Below are 20,649 nucleotides of genomic sequence, written 5' to 3' on the forward strand. Positions count from 1 at the left end.
CACCCATGTCCCGAAACCGTTTCTCAGGCCGCACCGCACTCGTCACCGGAGGCGGATCCGGCCTCGGGCGGGCCATCGCGCTCGCGCTGGCCGCCGAAGGGGCGTCCGTCGTCGTCGCGGGCCGTACCGGGACCTCGCTGGACGAGACCGTCGCCCTCGCCGAGCAGGCCGGCGGCACCGCGGTCGCACAGATCACCGACGTGGCCCACGCCGCGGACGTGGAGGCGCTCGTCCGGACGGCCGTGGACCGCTTCGGCTCCCTCGACATCGCCGTGAACAACGCAGGGGTCCTCCGAGGCGGCCGGCCCGTCGCCGACCTCTCCGAGGCCGACTGGCAGACCCTCCTCGGCATCAATGTCACCGGCGTGCTCCTCTCCCTGCAGGCGGAGGTGCGCCAGATGCGGGCCCAGCCGGACGGCGGGGTCATCGTCAACGTCTCGTCCAACCTGGGTGCGCACCAGCAGTGGCCCGGCACGACCGCATACGCCGCGTCCAAGGCCGCGGTGTCCGCGCTCACCGCCGGTGCCGCGCTCGACCACATCGCCGACGGCATCCGTATCAACGCCGTCAGCCCGGGCGCCTCGGCCACGTCCATGTCGCTGCGGCCCGGCGAGACCGTGGACGAACGTACGGCGCGCATGAAGGAGGAGTCGCCGCTGGGCCGTGTCTCCTCGACCGAGGAGGTGGCCGAGGCCGTCCTGTATCTGGCCTCCGACGCGGCGGCCTCCGTCGTCGGCACGGACCTGGTGATCGACGGCGGCGCGTCGCTGTAACCAGAGGGGTTGCCCGGGACGGCGTGCTCAGGCCTTCAGCCCGTCGTACGCCACCCCGGTCAGCCGCTCCGACGCCTCCCAAAGGCGTTCCCCCGCCCGGTCGTTGAGCGTCCAGGGCGCTCGCCAGGCCCGGCCCGGCGCGCCCCGCCGGCCCGCGAACGACGGGCCGGTGAAGGAGTCGGGGCTCACGTCGGGGGCGGTGGCGGCGTAGAGGGTGGGCAGGGCGCCGGCGGTGGCGGGCTGGGCGAAGATGCGGTTGCCGAGGAGCATGAACCGTTCGCTGAGCTTGCTGCCCGCCATTCGGGGGCCGGCGGTCTGGAGGTTGGTGGCGGCGTAACCGGGGTGCGCGGCGGCGGCCAGGAGGTCCGCGCCGGCGGCCGCCGCCCTGTGGGCCAGCTCGTGCGTGAAGAGCAGGTTGGCCGTCTTGGAGCGGGCGTAGGCGATCCAACGGCTGTAGCGGCGTTCGCTGTTGAGGTCGTCGATGTCGATGTTGGACAGCGCGTGCATGGTGCTGGAGACGGTCACCACCCGCGCCCCGGGCGTGCCGAGCAGCACCGGCAGCAGCCGTCCCGTGAGCGCGAAGTGGCCCAGGTGATTGACCCCGAACTGCGTCTCGAAGCCGTCCGCCGTCGTCCCGTACGGCAGCGCCATCACTCCGGCGTTGTTGATCAGCAGATCGAGACGGTCGTACGGATACCAGGCCGCGAAATCCCGTACGGAACCCAGGTCCGCCAGGTCCAGCCGACCGCACTCCACGTCCGTGCCCGGCGCTTCGGTGACCAGCCGGTCGCCGGCCTCGGTGCCGCGGGCCTCGCTGCGGCAGGCGAGCACCACGCGGGCGCCCTTGCGGGCCAGCTCCCGCGCGGTGACGTATCCGAGGCCGCTGTTGGCGCCGGTGACGACGGCGACGCGGCCGTGCTGATCGGGAATCTCCATCGTGTTCCAGCCGGCCATGGCCGAGCTCCCTCCGCTGACGGCTGGGGCTCAGCCTACGAGCGGCGGGCGGTCGGCGTAATCGGCCGGAAGGGGGCGCGTGTCCAGGTAGAACCATTCGGCTCCGGGGCCCGGGGCGGGCAGCGCGGCCGTGTCGGCGTCGGCGAGGGCGGGTTTGGTGGGAGTGGGAGCGGGGTCTGCCCCTCTCACCGGGCCCGGCATCAGCAGTTCCACCCGTATGCCCGTCCCCCGCTGCTGGGCGGTGAACTCCTCGATCTGATTGCGGCAGGCATGGTCCAGATGGGTCACGCCGGTCAGGTCGAGCCGGATCCGCGGCCTGCCCGACGCGGCGGCGGCCTCCAGCGCCTCGATGACCTGCGGCAGCCGCAGGAAGGTGGCGTTGCCGGCCATGACGACCTTGGCGGTGTCCTCCTCGATGTGCTGCCGGATCACCGTCTGCGACATGCGCAGCGCGGCCAGCACGATCCCGGCGCCGAGTCCGACGATCACGCCTTCGAGCAGCGCGGTCGCCACGATCACCAGCGTGGTCACCGTCATCACCACGAACTCGCCCCGGTCCTGCCGCCACATCTTCGGGAACTCCTCGGGCGCGAACAGCTTCCAGCCGCTGTGCACGAGGACCCCGGCGAGCACCGAGACCGGGATCAGGGCGAGGACCTGCGGCACCAGCAGCGCGAACGCGAGCAGCCACAGGCCGTGCAGGGTGCGGGAGAGCCGGGTCTTCGCGCCGGCCTGGACGTTCGCCGAGCTGCGGGCGACGACCGCGGTGATCGGGAGCGCGCCCAGCAGGCCGGCGACGGTGTTGCCCGCGCCCTGCGCCATGAGCTCGGTGTTGTAGCGGGTGCGCGGGCCGCTGTGCATACGGTCCACGGCCGCCGCGGTGAACAGGCTCTCCGCGGAGGCGATGACCGTGAAGGTGAGGACGGACGTGATGATCGCCGCGTCGGCGAGGCCCGCGAACTGCTCGCCGCCCGGCGGTCGCACGGAGTCGAGCAGGCTGCCGACCTGAAGGGTCTTCACATCGACGCCGGGCAGTGCGGCGACCGCGATGCCGATGCCCACGGCGATCAGAGCGGCCGGGATCTTCCGCAGGGGCCCCGGCACCTTCTTCCACAGGAAGCTGAGCGCGATGGTGACGACCCCGAGCAGGGCGGCGGTCATCGCCTGCCGGTCCGTCAGGATGTCGCCTAGCAGCCCCGGGATGCCGGCCATGTTCTCGATCGGGGTGCCGGGGGCCTTGGCGTCTGCCATCGGATAGGCCTGACTGAACATCAGCGGCAGTCCGATGCCGGCCAGCATGCCCTGGATGACGGCGAGGGAGATCGCCTGGAACAACCGGCCGAGGCGTACCAGGCCGAGGATGATCTGAAGCAGCCCGGAGCACAGGACGATCACGCCGAGCATGGCCACGCCGTGCTCCGCGACGGTCTCCGCGACCAGTGCGGCCAGGCCTGCGGCGGGGCCGCTGACCTGGAGTGTGCTGCCTCGGATTGCGCCCACCACCAGGCCGCCGATGACGCCGGAGATGATGCCTAGCTCGGGGGGCACGCCGGATGCGACTGCGACGCCGATGCAGAGGGGGAGGGCGACCAGGAAGACGACCAGGGATGCGGTGATCTCGGTGCTGAGCGGTCCGCTGGGGTTGCCCTTGGGTGTTGTCGGTCGGGTGCGGGTTCGTTGTGGCTGGTCGCGCAGTTCCCCGCGCCCCTTCGGGGCGCTGCCCCGCGCCGTCGGTTTTCGGCTCCGTGCGTGTGCGCCGCTCATGCGGCGTGCACCCGGAAGTGGCCGTCGTCGTGCAGTTCGGCCACCCGGCCTGTGTCTACCTCGTAGTACCAGCCGTGCAGCCGCAGCCGGCCCGCGTCGAGCCGTTGCCGCACTACCGGGTAACTCCGGAGCGCGGCAAGCTGGTTGACGACGTTGCGCTGCGCCACCTCCGGCAGTGACGGGTCGTCGGACGGGCCGGCCAGCACCGGCGCCAGCTCGGGGCGGGCCGTGCGGAGCCAGGCGTCCACGCCCGGCAGTGCGGTCAGGTCCTCGCCGGACATGAGCGCGCCCATGGCTCCGCAGTGTGAGTGACCGCACACCACGATGTCCTGAACTCCGAGCACCTCCAGCGCGTATTCGACGGTGGCGGCCTCGCCACCGGCGCCGTGCTGCCCGTACGACGGCACGATATTGCCCGCGTTGCGCAACTCGAATATCTCTCCGGGGCGGGCTCCGGTGATGAGCGCCGGTATGACCCGGGAGTCCGAGCAGGTAATGAAGAGGGCCTCGGGATTTTGCCCCTCGGCCAGTTTCCGGTAATCGACGCTCTCGAAATCCACGCGCCGTTTGAACGAGCGGGCACGGTCCAGCAACGCCTTCAACGATGCCTCCTCTACTGGGAGTTCGGTCAGTGCACGACACCGTAGAGGGGCGATGGCCAGAGGAAGGTTAAGCGAACACCAGAGCCCGGCCAGCAGCCGGACATTCTTTGTCCCGGGGCCGGTGACGCGCGCGGAAATGGCAGCGGACAAACGCTTTCTGAGCGGCTGGTCACACTGAGCCGCATTCGCTCGACGCACGGTTGACATCCCTCGTAACGTGTCAACTCCACGGCACGTCATACGCATTGTCGTGTTGTTGTCCGGATTCACGGAGAGACGGGACCTATGGGCCTACGCGTGTTGCTCATCGAGGACGACGAGACGATCGCCGAGCCGCTCGCCGAGGGGCTCGGGCACTTCGGGCTGACGGTCGATCGCGTCGCCACCGGCACCGAGGGTCTGAGAGGTCCGTACGGCGATGTGGTCCTGCTCGATCTGGGGCTGCCGGACATGGACGGCATCGACGTCTGCCGGGGCATCCGGCAGACCTCCGACGTCCCCATCGTCATCCTCAGCGCGCGCGGCGAGGAGGCCGACCGTGTGCTGGGCCTGGAGCTGGGTGCCGACGACTATCTCGCGAAGCCGTTCAGCGTACGGGAGTTGGTGGCGCGGGTGCGGGCGGTGACCCGGCGGACGCAGCGCACGCAGGAGCCCGCGCCGGAACCGGCGCCGGAGCCCGGGTACGCGCCCGGCCCGCTCGTGGTGGACCGCCGTACCCGCCAGGTCTGGGTCGGTGAGGTGCAGATCCCCCTCACTCCCAAGGAGTTCGAGCTGCTGGCGCTGCTCACCGAGGATCCGGGCGCCGTCTACTCCCGGCAGCAGATCCTCGACCGGGTGTGGGACCCGCACTACGAGGGCCCGACCAAGACCCTGGACGTCCATGTCGCCGCGCTGCGGCGGAAGTTGGGACACCCGGCGTGGATCCAGACCCTGCGCGGGATCGGCTTCCGGCTGGCGGTGCAGACCGAACCGAACGAGCCGACATGACACGTCGGCTGCTGTTCAGCTATCTCAGCCTGGCCGCCCTGGTGCTGCTCTGCCTGGAGGTCCCGCTGGGCTTCGTGTACTCGCGGGGCGAGCGGGAGCGGGTGGTGGGCCTGGCGAGGGACGAGGCCGAGTCGGTGTCCGCGTATGCCGCGCTGTCCGTGGCGGCCGGGCGGGCCGAGCGGGACCTGCCCGGCCGGGCGGTGCACTGCGCCGCACGCGTCGGCGGGAAGGTGGTGATCGTGGACGCCTCGGGCACCCTGCTCGCCACCTCGCACCCGCTGACCGGGCAGGCGGTGCGCGCACTGCCGACCCGCCCCGGGATCGCGGCGGCGCTCCGGGGCACGCCCACGGTGGACGTCCGTACGTCGACCATCGGCGGAGTGGAATACCTCTCCGTCGCCGCGCCCGTCGGGGAGGGGGCGCGGGGTGCCGTATGGCTCACGGTGCCCACGCGGACGGTGCATGAGCGCGTCCACCATGTGTGGCTGCTGCTCGCTCTCGGAGGGCTCGGGGTTCTCGCCGCGGTCACCCTGGTGGGCTTCGGCATCGCCCGCTGGACCGGCCGCCCCATCCGTGAACTGGAGCGGGCCACGCATGCGTTGGCGGACGGCGGCTGCGCCGAGCCGGTGACGATCACCAAGGGCCCGCCCGAAGTACGCAGGCTGGCCGCCGCGTTCAACCGTACGGCGGCCCGGCTCGCCCATCTCCTCGACTCCCAGCACGCCTTCGCGGGCGAGGCCTCGCACCAGCTCAAGACGCCGCTCGCGGCACTGCGGCTGCGACTGGAGAACCTGGAGCCGAACGTCTCCGCGCGCGGCCAGGGCAGCCTCGCCGCCGCCGTCACCGAGACGGACCGGTTGTCCCGGATGGTCGAGGGCCTGCTGGCGATGGCCCGGCTGGAGGAGGACGCGGTCACTCCAGGGCCGGTCGACGTGGGCGCGGTCTGCGCGGAGCGGCACCGGACCTGGGGGGCGTTGTTCGAGCAGCAGGGGGTCGCGCTGGTGCTGTTCGCCGGCAGTGTGGGCCCGGTGCTCGCGGTGCCCGGGGCCGTCGAGCAGATCCTGGACAATCTGCTGTCCAACGCCCTGCGGGCCTCCCCGTCCGGCAGCACGGTGACCATCGAGCTACGGCTCCTGGTGCCCGCCCGCCGGGCGCTGCGCGACAGCCGCCCCTGCTGGGTCGACCTGCACGTCACCGACGAGGGCCCCGGCATGACCCCGGACCAGCGCCACCGCGCCTTCGACCGGTTCTGGCGCGCGCCCGGCGCACCCAAGGGCGGTACGGGCCTCGGGCTCTCGCTGGTCCAACGGCTCGCGCACGCGAGCGGCGGCGAGGCGAGGCTGCAGGCCGCGGCGACGGGAGGGCTCGACGCGGTGGTCCGCCTGCCCTCCGCGGACCCGTCTGCGGGCGGTCATCCCGCCGTGATCGATCTGATCGGTCTGATCGCAAGGGCGCCCGAGCCCACCACAGCCGCCGCACAGCCCCGTCACAACCTGTCCATGACACGTCAACCCAGGGTCCCCGAGGGCGGTAACCCGCGCCCATAGGTTCCGTGACCGCACGACCCCGTCGCCGATCGGTGACGGGGCGGTCATGCCACCCTTGGAGCGAGAGTGGAACGTCGTACTGTCCTGCGTGCGGCCGTCCTCGGCGGGTCCTCCGCCGTCTTCGGCGGAACCCTGTGGCGCGGCGCCGCGTACGCCGCGCCCGCGCAGCCCGGCACCGGCCCGTACGGAGCGCTCGGCTCGCCGGACGCCCGCGGCATCAGACTCCCCAGCGGCTTCACCAGCCGAGTGATAGCCCGCTCCGGCCAGACGGTCCCCGGCACGTCGTACACCTGGCACAACGCCCCCGACGGCGGCGCCTGTTACGCCGACGGCAGCGGCTGGATCTACGTATCCAACTCGGAGATCAACCCGTCCGGCGGCGCGAGCGCGGTGAAGTTCTCGTCGACCGGCGCGATCACGGGCGCGTACCGCATCCTGTCCAGCACCCGTCAGAACTGCGCGGGCGGCAAGACCCCGTGGAACACCTGGCTGTCCTGCGAGGAGGTGTCCCTCGGCTACGTCTACGAGACCGACCCGTGGGGCGTGAACGCGGCCGTGCGCCGCGACGCCATGGGCCGCTTCAAGCACGAGGCGGCGGCCGCCGACCCCGTGCGCAAGGTCATCTACCTGACCGAGGACGAGTCGAACGGCCGCTTCTACCGCTTCGTACCGACCACTTGGGGCAACCTCTCCTCCGGCACCCTCCAGGTCATGGTCGCCGGGTCGGGTACGTCCGGCTCCTTCACCTGGGCCAACGTCCCCGACCCGGACGGCTCCCCGACGTCCACCCGCACGCAGGTCTCGGGCTCGAAGTCCTTCAACGGCGGCGAGGGCTGCCACTACGCCGACGACATGGTGTGGTTCACCACGAAGGGCGACAACCGCGTCTGGCAGCTCAACCTGACGTCGAACACCTACGAGTTGGCGTACGACGACTCCCTGGTGACCTCGGGCACGGCCCCCCTCACCGGCGTCGACAACATCACCGGCTCCTCCTCCGGCGACCTCTTCGTCGCCGAGGACGGCGGCTCCATGGACATCTGCGTGATCACCCCGGACGACGTCATCGCACCGTTCCTGCGCATCGACGGCCAGTCCGGCTCGGAGATCACCGGCCCGGCCTTCTCACCTGACGGAACCCGGCTGTACTTCTCCAGCCAGCGGGGGACGAGCGGGAGTTCGTCCGGTGGGATCACGTACGAGGTGACGGGGCCCTTCCGCTCGTAGCGGCCCGTCCGTTGGGGGCGTCCGTGCCGTGCGGGCGCCCCCGCGACGTGCCTAGGCTTCTGCCATGACCGTGACCTTCTTCGCCGTGACCCTCGACTGCCCCGACCCCGAGGCACTGGCCCGCTTCTACCAGGGCTTCCTCGGCGGCAAGCGGGCCGTCTCCGACGAAGGCGACTTCGCCGTGCTCGTCCCGGACGGCGGTGAGGTCCGCATCGACTTCCAGCAGGCAGCCAACCCACAACCGCCCCACTGGCCGGACCCGGCCGCCCCGCGCCGCCATCACCTGGAATTCGCCATCGACGAGGACATGGCCACCATGGAACGCCGCCTCCACGAACTCGGCGCGACCCTGCAGGAACACCAGCCCGGCGGCGACCAGTTCCGCGTGTTCACCGACCCCGCCGGCCACCTGTTCTGCGTGGCGCCGCGCGAGACGACGTATGTGCATGGGGAGTTGCTCGACGCCGACCACAGTTAAAGATCAAGTCAGGATGATCCGGCTCCGGATAACGCCTTCTCCGATACGGTGGATTGCACCGACCTGCCACTTCTTGGCATGCGTTTCGTTCGCGGAGGTGAGATGGACCGGGCGTTGTTGGCCGACTTTCTCCGGGCACGTCGGGAGGTGTTGCAACCAGAGGACGTCGGACTTCCCCGCGGCTCTCGGCGTCGTACCGGTGGGCTGAGGCGTGAGGAGGTGGCCGCGCTGGCCGGCATGTCGGTTGATTACTACAGCCGGATCGAGCAGCAGCGTGGTCCGGTGCCGTCCGAGCATGTGCTCGCCGCGCTCGCCCGGGGGCTGCATCTCAGCCTCAGTGAGCGGGACTACCTCTTCGACCTCGCCGGGCACTCTGCCCCGCGGCGGGTACTGCGTGAGGATCACGTCAGCCCCACCATGATGCGCATCTTGGAGCGGCTTTCGGACACGCCCGCGTTGGTGATGTCCCGGTTCGGTGAAACGCTGCTGCAGACCCGTCCGGCGGTTGCTCTGCTGGGTGACTACACCCGGTTCAGCGGACTGTCCCGCTACTTGGTCTACCGCTGGTTCACCGACCCAGCGCAGCGCGAGCTCTATCCCGTCGAGGACCACGCCCTACGAGGCAGGGTCTTCACCGTGGAGATCCGGGCGGCGCACACGGCGGACCCTACGGGCAAGGCCGACGAGATCGTCGCAGCGCTGCTGGAGATCAGCCCCGAGTTCGCCGACCTCTGGCGGTTGCACGAGGTCGACGTCACCCACCATCAGGACCTCAAGCGTTACCGGCATGAGGAGTTGGGCGAGATGGAGCTGTACTGCCAGCGGCTGGTGGACCCCGACCAGGCCCAGGAACTGTTGGTCTTCTCTGCCGTACCCGGCACACCGAGTTACGAAAAGCTTCAACTCCTGACAGCCGTAGACGCTTAGACCAGCAGGCGCTCCGCCGCGCCCGCCGCGTTCGCGCTGCAGCGACCCATCCCTCCCCCTCGCGTGGTTTGCCACGGACAACTTGTCCGTGGATAAGTACGGCCTTCATCCGGGTGGCGGTTCACGCGACGCTTGATCAGTCGAACACGGGATCGCCCTCGTTGCCCGAGAGGCTCTCTCGGGCAGGCGGCCCGAGGCTCCGCAGAGTCAGATCGGGCGCATGCCTGTCCAGATACTTGGCTAGCCACATAATTGGTGCTACGTTTTATGTGGCCAGCCACTTAACCAGTGTCATCGGCTCAACCATCGAAGGAGACAACAGTCATGAAGGCCATCGTTTTCGATACGTTCGGCGGCACCGAGGTCCTGCACGAGGCGGAGACCGAGATCCCCGAGCCCGGCCCCGGCCAGGTCCGCGTCCGTGTCCGGGCGGTCGGCGTCAACCCGGTGGACGGAAAAATCCGCTCCGGGATCATGGAGGCCATCTTCCCCACCACGCTGCCCGCCGTCCCCGGCGGGGAGATCGCCGGGGTCGTCGACGCCCTCGGCGAAGGCGTCGACCGGCTGAAGGTGGGCGACGAGGTGCTGGGCTGGTCCGACACCGGCGCCTACGCCCAGTACGCACTGGCCACCGCGGCCGTCCTCGCCCCCAAGCCGGCCGGCCTGGACTGGACGCACGCCGCCGCGCTGCCGGTGGCGAGCGACGGTGCCGACCGGGTCCTGGACCTGCTCGACGTCAAGGCCGGCGAGACCCTGCTGATCCACGGCGCGTCCGGCGCACTCGGCACCGTCGCCGTCCAACTCGCCGTCGCTCGCGGCGCCCGCGTCATCGGCACCGCCGGCCCGGCCAACCAGGATTACGTGATCTCGCTGGGCGCCACCGCGCTGGTCTACGGACCGGGCCTGGTCGAGCGGGTCCGCGCTCTCGCCCCGAGCGGCGTGGACGCCGTGCTCGACGCCGCGGGCAAGGGCGCGCTGGAGGACTCCATCACCTTGCGCGGCGGCACCGACCGGATCGTCACCACCGCCGACTTCCGGGCCCGCGAACTCGGCGTCGTCTTCGCCGAGGGCCCGGCGCGGCGCTCGGCCGCCCGGCTGGCCGAACTCGCCCAGCAGGCCGCCAACGGCGCGCTGGTGACCACGGTCGGTGCGACCTACCCGCTCGCCGACGCGGCCAAGGCCCAGCAGACCAGCGACGCCGGCCACAACCGCGGAAAGCTCGTCCTCACCGTCGACTGACCCCCTCTCGCACGAGTCGGCCCGCACGCCTGCCGGGCCGGGCCCCGTGCGTCCAGACCGCACCCTCTTCGACGGCGCCACCCCGCTGCTGCCCTCTCGGCAGCGGCTCTGCCTACGAGGGGCGGGCCGGACCAGTTTCCCGCCGAACTCCAAGAAAGGACTTCTCATGACGATGGCTTATCTGGCGCGGCCCGAGCAGCAGCAGAAGCTCGAATGGCTCGACGGGGGAACGTTCTCCGTGCTGCTCGACAAGGAAGCCACCGAGGGCAAGCTGACCGTGGGCCGCTTCGACGTCGCCAAGGGCGAAGCCCCGCCGTTACACCTGCACACCCGCGAGGACGAGGTGTTCATGCTGGTCAAGGGCACGGCCCTGGTCTGGTCAGGGGAGGAGGAGCACGAACTGCGCGAAGGCGGCATCGTGTACCTGCCCCGCAACGTCCCGCACGCCTACCGCATCACCTCCGACCGCGCCGACCTCCTGATGATCGCCACGCCCGGCGGCATCGAGGGCATGTTCCGCCACGCCGGACGCGACCTCACCACCCCGCGCCCCGACGGCTTCGAGATCCCCATATCCCTCCTGGCGGAAGCATCCGAACTCTACGGCGGCGTCATCCTCGGCCCGCCGCGCTGAACCGCTCACGGACCCGAGTGCCCGTGCCGGAACAGCCGTCACCTACCCGTTCCCTTTGCCCGCTCCCGACGACCGCGGCCGACGTCAAGCAAGCGCCGGTTGCTCAGGAGACTTTCATGCCCCTTCCTGTCCTGTTCGGCGCGAACGTAGATCCGAACGCTCTCCCCGTCGGCCGCTCCGGTGAGCAGGCACTACTCATCGACAGTCTCGGCCTTGACCTTCTCACCATCCAGGACCATCCGTATCAGGCGGCGTTCGACGACACCTGGACACTGCTCACCTTCCTGGCCGCGCGGACGCGACATGTCACGCTCGTCCCGACGGTCAGTTCCCTGCCGTTGCGTCCGCCGGCGGTGCTGGCGAAGGCTGTGGCGACCTTGGACAGACTGACCGGCTCCCGGGTCCAGCTCGGCCTGGGTGCCGGCGCCTTCTGGGAAGCCATCGAGGCCATGGGCGGCTCCCGTCGCACGCCGAGAGAGGCCGTCGACGCGCTTGAAGAGGCGATCACCGTCATCCGGGCCATGTGGAGTGGCGAGCGCAGTGTGCGGACGCACGGCGAGCACTACTCGCTCGCCGGCGTCCACCCCGGTCCGGCGCCGACCCCCGGCCTGGGGCTGTGGCTGGGCTCGTACGGGCCCCGCACGCTGGCTCTGACCGGTGCGAAGGCGGACGGCTGGCTTCCCTCGCATGCCTACCTCGGACTCGACGCACTGCCCACGGCTGTCCGCCGCATCGACGACGCAGCCCTGCTGGCGGGCCGAGATCCCGACACGATCCGCCGGGTCTACAACATCTCCGGTGTCATCCAACCGGGATCCGCCGGCCCGTTCCAGGGGCCCGCCGCCCAGTGGGCCGAGCACCTTGTCGCGCTCGTGCGCACCGTCGGCATGAACGGTTTCGTCATCTGGCCCGAACGAGACCACACCCGACAGATCAACGCGTTCGCCGCCGAAGTCGTACCAGCAGTCCGCGAAGCGCTCGCACGGAAGACCTGACCATGCCTCCTCCTACCGCGGATACGAGGCACTGCGAGCCGCCTTCGCGCATTTGTGCCCGAGGAACGTCCCCGGCGCATCTGAAGAGAGACACACCGCCGCTCACATCTTTGCCACGGACAACTTGTCCGTGGATAAGTACGGCCTTCATCCGGGTTCTGGTTCACGCGATGCTTGATCAGTCGAGCACGGGATCCAATTCCTAGCAGTCGTAGGCGATCAGGCCTCGTCGGCTGTATCGAATGTGAAGCACCCCCCAAATGTCGAAAGACGAGGTTTTCCCATGAAGGCAGTGCGTTTCCACAAGTATGGCGACCCGAGCGTCCTGCGTTACGAGGACGTCGCGCAGCCCGTCCCCGGTGCCGGGCAGGTTCTGGTCCGGGTCGCCGCGACATCGTTCAACGGCGTCGACGGCAACATCCGCGGGGGCTTCATGCAGGGCCCCATCCCGGTGACGCTGCCGCACACTCCCGGCATCGACGTCTCCGGTACGGTCGAAGCGCTGGGTGAGGGTGTGGTCGACCGCAAAGTCGGCGACCGGGTCGTCGGTTCCCTGCCGATGGCCGGCGATGGCGCGGCCGCGGAGTACGTGGTGGCTCCGGCCGGGATTCTGACGCCGGCGCCCGCGAGCGTCCCGCTTCCCGATGCCGCCGCGCTGCCGTTGGTGGGTCTCACCGCTTGGCAGGCGTTGTTCGATCACGCCAAGCTGACGGCGGGTCAGCGCGTGCTGATCAACGGCGCGGGCGGAGCGGTCGGCGGCTACGCCGTTCAGCTGGCCAAGAACGCCGGCGCGTACGTGATAGCCACCGCCGGCCCGCGCAGCAGCCAGCAGGTCAAGACGGCGGGCGCCGACGAGATCATCGATCACACCACCACCGGGGTGACCGAGGCCGTGACCGGGCCGGTCGACGTCGTGCTCAACCTCGCGCCGATCGACCCGTCGCAGCTGGCCGCGCTGCCCGCCCTGATCGCTCCCGGTGGAGTGCTGGTGAACACCACGGTGTGGATGCCGGCACCCAGCGACGAACAGCGCGGCGTGCGCGGCATCGACCTGTTCGTCCGCAGCGACGCCGACCAGTTGTCGCGGCTGGTGGCGCTGATCGACTCCGGTGAGCTGCGCGTCGACGTCGCGCAGCGAGTGCCGCTGGCGGAGCTGCCGACAGTCCACGCCCAGGCCGCCACGGGCGAGCTGCACGGCAAGGTCGTCATCGTCGCGCCCGCCGCCTGACACCGAGCGACCAGCCTCGAAAGGAAACGACCATGACTGTGTCCCTGGATCCCGAGATCGCCGAGGCGCTGGCCCCGATGGCCGGCGCGATGGCCGAGGCCAAGCCGCCGGCTGTGGGCGACATCGCGGGCCGCCGCGCCATGTGGGAACCGATCATCGGCGCCGCGGGAACCGCGCAGCCGATCCCGGCCGACGTGACGACCCACGAGCACTACACGACCGCAGACGACGGCACACAGATCAAAATGCGCTGGTACGTCAAGGACGGCGCCAAGCCCGGCCCCGCCGTGCTGTTCTTCCACGGCGGCGGATACATCTTCGGCCACATCGACCTGTTCGACGGCCCGGTCTCCCGCTACGTGTCCTCCAGCGGCGTGCCGATGCTGTCGGTCGAGTACCGCCGCGCCCCCGAGCACCCCTTCCCGACACCGCTCGAAGACGCCTACGCCGCGCTGCGCTGGTTGCAGGAGCACGCCGCCGAACTGGACGTCGACGTCAACCGCATCGGCGTGATGGGCGACAGCGCCGGAGGCGGCATGGCAGCCGCCCTGACCATCCTCGCCCGGGAACGCGGCGGCCCGCGGATCGCCCGGCAGATCCTGCTCATGCCGATGCTCGACGACCGCACCACCACGCCCGACCCGCACATCGAGCCCTACCTGCTGTGGTCCTACGACGACAGCCGCACCGCATGGCCGGCACTGCTCGGTGGGGCCGCCGGCGGCCCCGATGTCCCGCCCACGGCAGCTCCCGCCCGTCTCGAGGATGCGACCGGCCTGCCGCCGGCCTACATCGAGGTCGGCCAACTCGACGTATTCCGCGACGAGGACACCGCCTACGCGACCAAACTCAGCCGCGCCGGCGTGCCGGTGGAGTTCCACCTTCACCCCGGCGTCCCGCACGAGTTCGACTCCATCGCCTTCGACACCGACGTCGCGCGGCGTGCCATCGCCGATCGGGTCCGAGTGCTCAAGTCGATCTGAGGCAGGAGAACATCGATGTCTGCGATACCGCTCCTCATCACCTCAGCCGACAACACTGTTCCGATCACAGTTCAGCGGCGAACCTCGGTGGCGCCCGCCATCGCGTTCCGGCTGATCGTCCCCATCGACCTGACGAGCGTTTTCCACCGGGTGGCTCCGTTTCCCGGCGTCAAGGGTGTGGCAAACCAGACCGAAGCATGGGATCACGTCGGCCCTACCAGGAACCCGCAGTTCGACGACGGGTCGCAGGCCGACGAACGGTTGACCGAGTACACGGAAGGCTCGAGTTTTGCGTATCAGCTGACGGGATTCACGAACATCCTTTCCCGACTCGCGGTCGGCGTTCGGGGCGAATGGAACTTCAATCCAGACGGCGATGGCACCCTCATTCGGTGGACATACGAATTCAAGCCGCTTCCGGGGCGTCGCTGGATTCTCGCCGGTCCTTTCGCTCCACTCTGGCGCCGATACATGGTGGCCGCCATCGAGAGGTGCCTGCAAGCAATCGAATCGGAGGCGAACAACTCGTAGGAGCGGCAGGGCCTAGGCGAAGGTCGCGTCCCGGACGTAGTGCGGGGCCTCCACCGGTCCGAACGTGAGCCCGGCGGTGACGCGTCGGGTTTACAGAACCCGAGTCCATGAGCGGAGAGCTACCGTCCGGTCACGTCACGTTCGCATCACGGGTCCGGCATTTCGCCGCGGCATCAGCAGCCCCCCAATACTTTCGTCACCTCATATCCGGCCGATTGCCTCTGTGTGATCAGGCGTATGGATATCCGCGCACATTGAGGGGGCTCTCTCCATGAAGCTGTTCCGCAGACCTGCCGCCGTGGCTGTCGCCGCGCTGGCGCTGGCCGCTCTGCCTGTCACTGCCGAGGCGCATGACGGCAATCACCCGTTCGAGAACTGCTCCGAGGCGTACGAGAACGGGTACTCCAACATCAAGGAGGGCGACGAGCACTACGGGGAGCACCTGGACCGCGACCAGGACGGCATCGGCTGCGACAACCCGCCCGCGGGCTTCGTCCCCGCCGAGGACGAGGGCACCGACAGCACCGACGGCGCCGACGACGCTGCGGGGCAGGACGACACCGACCTCGCGGCGACCGGCGGCAACAGCGCCACGCCGTACCTCGCGGGTGGCGGTGCCGCCGTTCTCCTCGCCGGGGGCGGACTGCTGGTTGTGGTACGTCGGCGTCGCGAGGCCAGCTGATCCGCGGAATCGGCGCGTCTGTCGGCGAGTTGACGAGAACGTATCCGCGATCTTCAAGGAGCAGGCCGAGATGTCCGACGAACCCGCCGTCCGTGAACTCCGCCTCGTCGTCACAGCGGACGACTACGACGCCGCCCTGCACTTCTACCGCGACGTTCTCGGCCTGACCGAACAGGCCGCGTTCTCCTCACCCGGCGGACGCGTCACGATCCTTGATGCCGGGCGGGCCACGCTGGAGCTGACCGATCCGCAACATGCGGCGTTCATTGATGACGTGGAGGTCGGGCGGCGGGTGGCCGGGCATATCCGGGTGGCGTTCCAGGTGGGTGACTCCGCCGCCGTCACGGCGAAGCTGGCCGCCGCCGGTGCGGAGGTGGTCGCCGAGCCGACACAGACGCCGTGGAATTCGCTGAACTCCCGGCTGGAAGCGCCGGGTGCGCTCCAGCTGACCCTCTTCACCGACCTGGGCGAAGGGGAATAGGAAGGGCGAGAGGGCGGCTCCCCCCGCACGGGGTGCCGCCCTCTCGTCGTGCGCCGGAGCCGCCGCCCATCGGTGAGGGTCGGGGACGAACGACGGCTCCGGGGTTTGTTGGCTAAGCGCGTCGGGCCATGTCGACTACAGTTCGGCCGCGCCCCGAAGGGGCGCGGGGAACTGCGCGACCAGCCACAACGGCGCCGTAGACGACCGACGGCCTACCCGCCACGTCCCGCGGAGCGCTACCGGTGATCGCTGCCCTGGGACTGAGACGCCGCCCGCCCCGCCTCAAGGCGCGCCACCGGGATGCGGAACGGGGAGCAGGAGACGTAGTCCAGGCCCACCTCGTGGAAGAAGTGGACGGACTCCGGGTCGCCGCCGTGCTCGCCGCAGACGCCGAGCTTGAGGTCGGGGCGGGTCGCACGGCCCGCCTCGGCGGCCAGCTTCACCAGTGAACCCACGCCGTCCCTGTCGATCGTCTCGAAGGGCGACACTCCGAAGATGCCCTTCTCCAGGTACGCCGTGAAGAACGAGGCCTCCACGTCGTCCCGGCTGAAGCCCCACACCGTCTGGGTCAGGTCGTTCGTGCCGAAGCTGAAGAACTCCGCCGCCTCCGCGATCTGGCCCGCCGTCAGCGCGGCACGCGGCAGCTCGATCATCGTGCCGATCGCCAGCTTGAGCTCCGTGCCCGTCGCCGCCTCCACCTCCGCGACGACCTGGTCGGCCTCCTCGCGGACGATCTCCAGCTCCTGGACCGTGCCGACGAGCGGGATCATGATCTCGGCGCGCGGGTCGCCCTTGGCGTTCTTGCGCTCGGCCGCGGCTTCGGCGATCGCCCGTACCTGCATGGTGAACAGGCCGGGGATCACAAGGCCCAGGCGCACACCGCGCAGACCCAGCATCGGGTTCTGCTCGTGCAGGCGGTGGACCGCCTGGAGCAGGCGCAGTTCGTTCTCGTGCGGCTCCTGGCGGGACTCGGCGAGCGCCACGCGGACCGACAGCTCGGTGATGTCGGGAAGGAACTCGTGCAGCGGGGGGTCGAGGAGACGGATCGTCACCGGGAGGCCGTCCATCGCCGAGAACAGCTCCACGAAGTCCTGCTTCTGGAGCGGGAGAAGGGCCTTCAGGGACTCCTCGCGCTCCGTCTCCGTGTCGGCCAGGATCAGCCGCTCCACCAGTTCGCGGCGGTCGCCGAGGAACATGTGCTCCGTACGGCAGAGGCCAATACCCTGCGCGCCGAACCTCCGCGCCCGCAGCGCGTCCTCCGCGTTGTCCGCGTTGGCCCGCACCCGCAGCCTCCGCTTGCGGTCGGCGAACGCCATGATCCGGTGCACGGCCTCGACCAGTTCGTCGGCGTCGTTGGCGCCGGCGTGCATCCGGCCCTCGAAGTACTCCACGACGGGGGACGGGACCACCGGGACCTCGCCCAGGTAGACCTTGCCGGACGAACCGTCGATCGAGATCACGTCGCCTTCCTCGACCACGTGACCACCCGGCACCGTCATCCGGCGCCGCTTGGTGTCGACCTCGAGCTCCTCCGCGCCGCACACGCACGTCTTGCCCATGCCGCGCGCCACGACGGCCGCGTGCGAGGTCTTGCCGCCGCGCGAGGTCAGGATGCCCTCCGCCGCGATCATGCCGTCCAGGTCGTCGGGGTTGGTTTCCCGGCGGACCAGGATCACCTTCTCCCCCGAACGCGACCACTTTACGGCGGTGTACGAGTCGAAGACCGCCTTGCCGACCGCCGCACCCGGCGAGGCCGCGATGCCCCGGCCGACCGTCTCGACCTTGGTGTCCTCGTCGAAGCGCGGGAACATCAGCTGCGCGAGCTGCGCGCCCGTGACGCGCTGAAGAGCCTCGGCCTCGTCGATCAGCCCCTGGTCCACCAGCTGGGTCGCGATACGGAAGGCCGCGCCCGCCGTCCGCTTGCCCACGCGCGTCTGGAGCATCCACAACTGCCCGCGCTCGATGGTGAACTCGATGTCGCAGAGATCCTTGTAGTGGTTCTCCAAGGTCTCCATGATCTGCATCAGCTGGTCGTACGACTTCTTGTCGATCGTCTCCAACTGCGCGAGCGGGACGGTGTTACGGATGCCCGCGACCACGTCCTCGCCCTGGGCGTTCTGCAGGTAGTCGCCGTACACGCCCTGGTGGCCGGAGGCGGGGTCGCGGGTGAAGGCCACACCCGTACCCGAGTCCGGGCCGAGGTTGCCGAAGACCATCGAGCAGATGTTGACCGCGGTGCCCAGGTCACCGGGGATGCGCTCCTGGCGGCGGTACAGCTTGGCGCGGTCGGTGTTCCAGGAGTCGAAGACGGCGTGGATGGCGAGGTCCATCTGCTCGCGCGGGTCCTGCGGGAAGTCCCGGCCGGCCTCGGTCTTGACGATCTTCTTGAAGCGGGTGACCAGCTTCTTGAGGTCGGCGGCCTCCAGCTCGGTGTCGACCGTGACCTTCTTGGCCTCCTTGGCCTTCTCCAGCGCGTCCTCGAAGAGGTCGCCGTCGACGCCGAGGACGGTCTTGCCGAACATCTGGATGAGGCGGCGGTAGGAGTCCCAGGCGAACCGGTCGTCGCCGGCCTGCTTGGCGAGGCCCTGCACGGACTTGTCGGAGAGACCGATGTTGAGGACCGTGTCCATCATGCCGGGCATCGAGAACTTCGCCCCGGAACGTACCGATACGAGGAGGGGGTTATCGGCCTGTCCGAGCTTCTTGCCCATGGTCGCTTCGAGGGCGTCGAGGTGCGCACTCACCTCGTCACGCAGTGCCACCGGCTCCTCGCCGCTGTCGAGGTAGACCTTGCAGGCCTCGGTGGTGATGGTGAAGCCCGGAGGGACGGGAAGACCCAGATTGGTCATCTCGGCGAGGTTCGCACCCTTTCCGCCGAGGAGGTCCTTGAGCTCCTTGTTGCCCTCGGTGAAGTCGTAAACGAACTTTTGATTTTCCGACACGGGTCCCAACTCCTCGAGGACGCGGTGGCTGCCCTGACGGCGAGGAACATACCCAGTTCGAAGGCGCCTGGGTACGTCCACTTGTGCGTCATGAGCCTGTAACCAGCCGTCCGCCACAGGATCGAAAGTCAAGGCTTGGCAAGGAATAGCCCGGCCATGTGTTCACTTCTTGAACGGGCCCAGTCCCGCAGGTCGTTCTTTTCGCTCACCTGAGCGGCTCTCGGCACGTCTGATTTCGATCGATGAACGATCAAGGGGTGGCACTCAGTGCCACCCCTTGGAGAAGTGCAGTCGCTCAAGATCCGCTCATCTGAGCGCAACCCTTATCAAGGGTGGCGAGAATCACGCTGCCACAGGCGACGGAATTTCACCATGCGGACGACCCGCGGACAGGTATCCGGACCGAAACGTGCTGCTTACACGCCGAGCGCCAGCAACCGCTCCTCCACCCGCTCCGGCGCATACAGATACTCGACGACCAGCGCCCCCGCCCCCACCAGCCCGGCCCGCTCCCCGAGCCGCGAGGTCACGACCTCCAGATGAGCGGTGGACCGGGGCAGCGCCCGCTGGTACAGCAGCTCCCGTACGCCCGTGAGGAAGGGAGTTCCGGCCAAATCCCCTGCGATCATCAGAACCCCGGGGTTCAGCAGCGTCACGACCGTCGCCAGTACGTCCCCGACCGCCCGCCCGGCCTCCCGCGCGAGCGCCGCCGCCTCCGTATGCCCGGCCGCCAGCAGATCCCGTACGTCCGAGCCGGACGCGGCCGGCACCCCGGTCTCCGCCAGCCGCCGGGCCACGGCGCCACCGCTCGCGACGGCGGCCAGACAGCCGTACGAACCGCACCGGCACAGCGCCTCCGCGCCCACCCGGATATGCCCGAGGTCGCCCGCGCCCCCGTCGATGCCCCGGTAGACCGAGCCGTCGACGACGACGCCCGCGCCGATACCGGTGGACACCTTGACCAGCACGAAGGCCGAGCAGCCCGGGTATCCGGTGCGCTGTTCGCCGTACGCCATGAGGTTCGCGTCGTTGTCGACGAGGACGGGGACGGGTGCGGCGCCCGTGTGCTCGGTGAAGGCTCGGGCGAGGCGGCCCCGTATGTCGTAGCCGTCCCAGCCGGGCATGATCGGCGGCTGGACGACGCGGCCGGTGTCGCTGTCGACGGGGCCGGGCACCGCGAGCCCGATGCCGCAGACCTCGTCGGCCCGGTGACCGGCCTTCTCCAGCAGCTCGGCGAACCAGTGGCCGAGGTCGCCGAGTACGGCGTCCGGGCCGTCCTCGACGACCAGCGTGCCGGAGTGCTCGGCGAGGATCTCGCCGGTGAGCGAGAGGACGGCGGCGCGGGCGTGCCGGGTGTCCAGGTCGGCGGCGAGGACGACGGCGTGCTCGTCGTCGAATTCGAGGGTGATCGAGGGGCGCCCGCCGAGCGGAGAGTCGACCGGGCCGCCGGCGCCCTCGCGCAGCCAGCCCGCGCGGAAGAGGCGGTCGAGACGCTGGCCGACGGTCGCGCGTGAGAGACCCGTCACTTGTTGGAGCGCACCACGGGTCGTCGCACGGCCGCTGCGCACCAGTTCCAGCAGCTCTCCGGCGCTCGCCTGAGTCCGACCGGCCATGCACACCCCCTTGTGTTTCTCAAGCTTGCATTACATATTGAGTTTTGCGTGTTAAATAGACG

At 69.8% G+C, this 20,649-nt stretch carries 19 protein-coding genes; 14 read left to right on the forward strand and 5 right to left on the reverse strand.

Annotated elements, in window-relative coordinates; genetic code table 11:
• Positions 1 to 5: 5 nt before the first annotated feature.
• Positions 6 to 773: a glucose 1-dehydrogenase gene (locus AB0I98_RS04455; RefSeq protein ID WP_362935115.1), complete on the forward strand. Its 768-nt coding sequence runs from the start codon at positions 6 to 8 to the stop codon at positions 771 to 773.
• A gap of 27 nt (positions 774 to 800) precedes the next feature.
• Here the strand turns inward: AB0I98_RS04455 and AB0I98_RS04460 are convergent, their stop codons facing one another.
• From AB0I98_RS04460 to AB0I98_RS04470, 3 genes are read right to left on the reverse strand one after another with little or no spacing between them, the layout of a single operon-like run.
• Positions 801 to 1,727 carry an oxidoreductase gene (locus AB0I98_RS04460; protein ID WP_362935118.1) on the reverse strand — a complete coding sequence of 309 codons (927 nt, stop codon included), beginning with the start codon at positions 1,725 to 1,727 and terminating at the stop codon, positions 801 to 803.
• 30 nt (positions 1,728 to 1,757) lie between these two features.
• Positions 1,758 to 3,491 (reverse strand): SulP family inorganic anion transporter, encoded by a 1,734-nt coding sequence (locus AB0I98_RS04465; protein ID WP_362935121.1) that lies wholly within the window; start codon positions 3,489 to 3,491, stop codon positions 1,758 to 1,760.
• Positions 3,488 to 4,093 (reverse strand): carbonic anhydrase, encoded by a 606-nt coding sequence (locus tag AB0I98_RS04470; protein WP_362935124.1) that lies wholly within the window; start codon positions 4,091 to 4,093, stop codon positions 3,488 to 3,490. Before AB0I98_RS04470 ends, AB0I98_RS04465 begins: the two co-directional genes overlap by 4 nt.
• A 285-nt stretch (positions 4,094 to 4,378) precedes the next feature.
• On the opposite strand from AB0I98_RS04470, the gene AB0I98_RS04475 reads away from it, so the two are divergent.
• From AB0I98_RS04475 to AB0I98_RS04535, 13 genes are all read left to right on the forward strand, one after another.
• Entirely contained in the window at positions 4,379 to 5,080 is a 702-nt protein-coding gene (locus AB0I98_RS04475) for a response regulator transcription factor (RefSeq protein WP_362935127.1), read from the forward strand.
• Positions 5,077 to 6,627: a HAMP domain-containing sensor histidine kinase gene (locus tag AB0I98_RS04480; RefSeq protein WP_362935129.1), complete on the forward strand. Its 1,551-nt coding sequence runs from the start codon at positions 5,077 to 5,079 to the stop codon at positions 6,625 to 6,627. The genes AB0I98_RS04475 and AB0I98_RS04480 overlap by 4 nt, the downstream gene beginning before the upstream one ends.
• A gap of 66 nt (positions 6,628 to 6,693) precedes the next feature.
• Positions 6,694 to 7,854, forward strand: a complete 1,161-nt coding sequence (locus AB0I98_RS04485; RefSeq protein WP_362935132.1) for an alkaline phosphatase PhoX — start codon at positions 6,694 to 6,696, stop codon at positions 7,852 to 7,854.
• Between the two features lie 64 nt (positions 7,855 to 7,918).
• Positions 7,919 to 8,332, forward strand: a complete 414-nt coding sequence (locus AB0I98_RS04490) for a VOC family protein (protein ID WP_362935135.1) — start codon at positions 7,919 to 7,921, stop codon at positions 8,330 to 8,332.
• 102 nt (positions 8,333 to 8,434) lie between these two features.
• Positions 8,435 to 9,259, forward strand: coding sequence for a helix-turn-helix transcriptional regulator (locus AB0I98_RS04495; protein ID WP_362935728.1), 825 nt, complete (start codon positions 8,435 to 8,437; stop codon positions 9,257 to 9,259).
• Positions 9,260 to 9,583: 324 nt separating this feature from the next.
• The gene (locus AB0I98_RS04500; RefSeq protein ID WP_362935138.1) at positions 9,584 to 10,498 is read left to right on the forward strand and encodes an NADP-dependent oxidoreductase; all 915 of its coding nucleotides are present in this window, start codon (positions 9,584 to 9,586) and stop codon (positions 10,496 to 10,498) included.
• Positions 10,499 to 10,664: 166 nt separating this feature from the next.
• Positions 10,665 to 11,132, forward strand: coding sequence for a cupin domain-containing protein (locus tag AB0I98_RS04505; protein ID WP_362935141.1), 468 nt, complete (start codon positions 10,665 to 10,667; stop codon positions 11,130 to 11,132).
• Between the two features lie 116 nt (positions 11,133 to 11,248).
• Positions 11,249 to 12,127, forward strand: coding sequence for an LLM class flavin-dependent oxidoreductase (locus AB0I98_RS04510; protein ID WP_362935144.1), 879 nt, complete (start codon positions 11,249 to 11,251; stop codon positions 12,125 to 12,127).
• A 283-nt stretch (positions 12,128 to 12,410) separates the two neighbouring features.
• Positions 12,411 to 13,355, forward strand: a complete 945-nt coding sequence (locus AB0I98_RS04515) for an NADP-dependent oxidoreductase (protein ID WP_362935147.1) — start codon at positions 12,411 to 12,413, stop codon at positions 13,353 to 13,355.
• A 32-nt stretch (positions 13,356 to 13,387) separates the two neighbouring features.
• Complete coding sequence (locus tag AB0I98_RS04520) at positions 13,388 to 14,338, forward strand: alpha/beta hydrolase (RefSeq protein WP_362935150.1); 951 nt, start codon at positions 13,388 to 13,390, stop codon at positions 14,336 to 14,338.
• A gap of 15 nt (positions 14,339 to 14,353) precedes the next feature.
• On the forward strand, positions 14,354 to 14,869 hold the full coding sequence (locus tag AB0I98_RS04525) for an SRPBCC family protein (RefSeq protein WP_362935153.1): 516 nt from the start codon (positions 14,354 to 14,356) through the stop codon (positions 14,867 to 14,869).
• A gap of 271 nt (positions 14,870 to 15,140) precedes the next feature.
• Positions 15,141 to 15,551: an LAETG motif-containing sortase-dependent surface protein gene (locus AB0I98_RS04530; protein WP_362935156.1), complete on the forward strand. Its 411-nt coding sequence runs from the start codon at positions 15,141 to 15,143 to the stop codon at positions 15,549 to 15,551.
• A 70-nt stretch (positions 15,552 to 15,621) separates the two neighbouring features.
• The gene (locus tag AB0I98_RS04535) at positions 15,622 to 16,032 is read left to right on the forward strand and encodes a VOC family protein (protein ID WP_362935159.1); all 411 of its coding nucleotides are present in this window, start codon (positions 15,622 to 15,624) and stop codon (positions 16,030 to 16,032) included.
• Positions 16,033 to 16,268: 236 nt separating this feature from the next.
• Here AB0I98_RS04535 and ppdK read toward each other — a convergent pair whose 3' ends face one another.
• Both ppdK and AB0I98_RS04545 read right to left on the reverse strand, forming a co-directional pair.
• Entirely contained in the window at positions 16,269 to 18,974 is a 2,706-nt protein-coding gene (gene ppdK, locus AB0I98_RS04540) for a pyruvate, phosphate dikinase (RefSeq protein WP_362935162.1), read from the reverse strand.
• Between the two features lie 416 nt (positions 18,975 to 19,390).
• Positions 19,391 to 20,587 carry an ROK family protein gene (locus AB0I98_RS04545; protein WP_362935165.1) on the reverse strand — a complete coding sequence of 399 codons (1,197 nt, stop codon included), beginning with the start codon at positions 20,585 to 20,587 and terminating at the stop codon, positions 19,391 to 19,393.
• Positions 20,588 to 20,649 lie beyond the last annotated feature (62 nt).

The sequence above is a fragment of the Streptomyces sp. NPDC050211 genome, from assembly GCF_040656035.1.
Lineage (GTDB): Bacteria > Actinomycetota > Actinomycetes > Streptomycetales > Streptomycetaceae > Streptomyces.

Excerpts from the sequence above, each read along its gene's own strand:
- AB0I98_RS04535 (WP_362935159.1), top strand. The coding sequence starts at position 15,622 with ATGTCCGACGAACCCGCCGTCCGTGAACTCCGCCTCGTCGTCACAGCG.
- AB0I98_RS04480 (WP_362935129.1), top strand. The coding sequence starts at position 5,077 with ATGACACGTCGGCTGCTGTTCAGCTATCTCAGCCTGGCCGCCCTGGTG.
- AB0I98_RS04515 (WP_362935147.1), top strand. The coding sequence starts at position 12,411 with ATGAAGGCAGTGCGTTTCCACAAGTATGGCGACCCGAGCGTCCTGCGT.
- AB0I98_RS04545 (WP_362935165.1), bottom strand. The coding sequence starts at position 20,587 with ATGGCCGGTCGGACTCAGGCGAGCGCCGGAGAGCTGCTGGAACTGGTG.
- AB0I98_RS04490 (WP_362935135.1), top strand. The coding sequence starts at position 7,919 with ATGACCGTGACCTTCTTCGCCGTGACCCTCGACTGCCCCGACCCCGAG.
- AB0I98_RS04460 (WP_362935118.1), bottom strand. The coding sequence starts at position 1,727 with ATGGCCGGCTGGAACACGATGGAGATTCCCGATCAGCACGGCCGCGTC.
- AB0I98_RS04525 (WP_362935153.1), top strand. The coding sequence starts at position 14,354 with ATGTCTGCGATACCGCTCCTCATCACCTCAGCCGACAACACTGTTCCG.
- AB0I98_RS04475 (WP_362935127.1), top strand. The coding sequence starts at position 4,379 with ATGGGCCTACGCGTGTTGCTCATCGAGGACGACGAGACGATCGCCGAG.
- AB0I98_RS04510 (WP_362935144.1), top strand. The coding sequence starts at position 11,249 with ATGCCCCTTCCTGTCCTGTTCGGCGCGAACGTAGATCCGAACGCTCTC.
- AB0I98_RS04455 (WP_362935115.1), top strand. The coding sequence starts at position 6 with ATGTCCCGAAACCGTTTCTCAGGCCGCACCGCACTCGTCACCGGAGGC.
- AB0I98_RS04520 (WP_362935150.1), top strand. The coding sequence starts at position 13,388 with ATGACTGTGTCCCTGGATCCCGAGATCGCCGAGGCGCTGGCCCCGATG.
- AB0I98_RS04505 (WP_362935141.1), top strand. The coding sequence starts at position 10,665 with ATGACGATGGCTTATCTGGCGCGGCCCGAGCAGCAGCAGAAGCTCGAA.
- AB0I98_RS04530 (WP_362935156.1), top strand. The coding sequence starts at position 15,141 with ATGAAGCTGTTCCGCAGACCTGCCGCCGTGGCTGTCGCCGCGCTGGCG.
- AB0I98_RS04465 (WP_362935121.1), bottom strand. The coding sequence starts at position 3,491 with ATGAGCGGCGCACACGCACGGAGCCGAAAACCGACGGCGCGGGGCAGC.
- AB0I98_RS04495 (WP_362935728.1), top strand. The coding sequence starts at position 8,435 with ATGGACCGGGCGTTGTTGGCCGACTTTCTCCGGGCACGTCGGGAGGTG.
- AB0I98_RS04500 (WP_362935138.1), top strand. The coding sequence starts at position 9,584 with ATGAAGGCCATCGTTTTCGATACGTTCGGCGGCACCGAGGTCCTGCAC.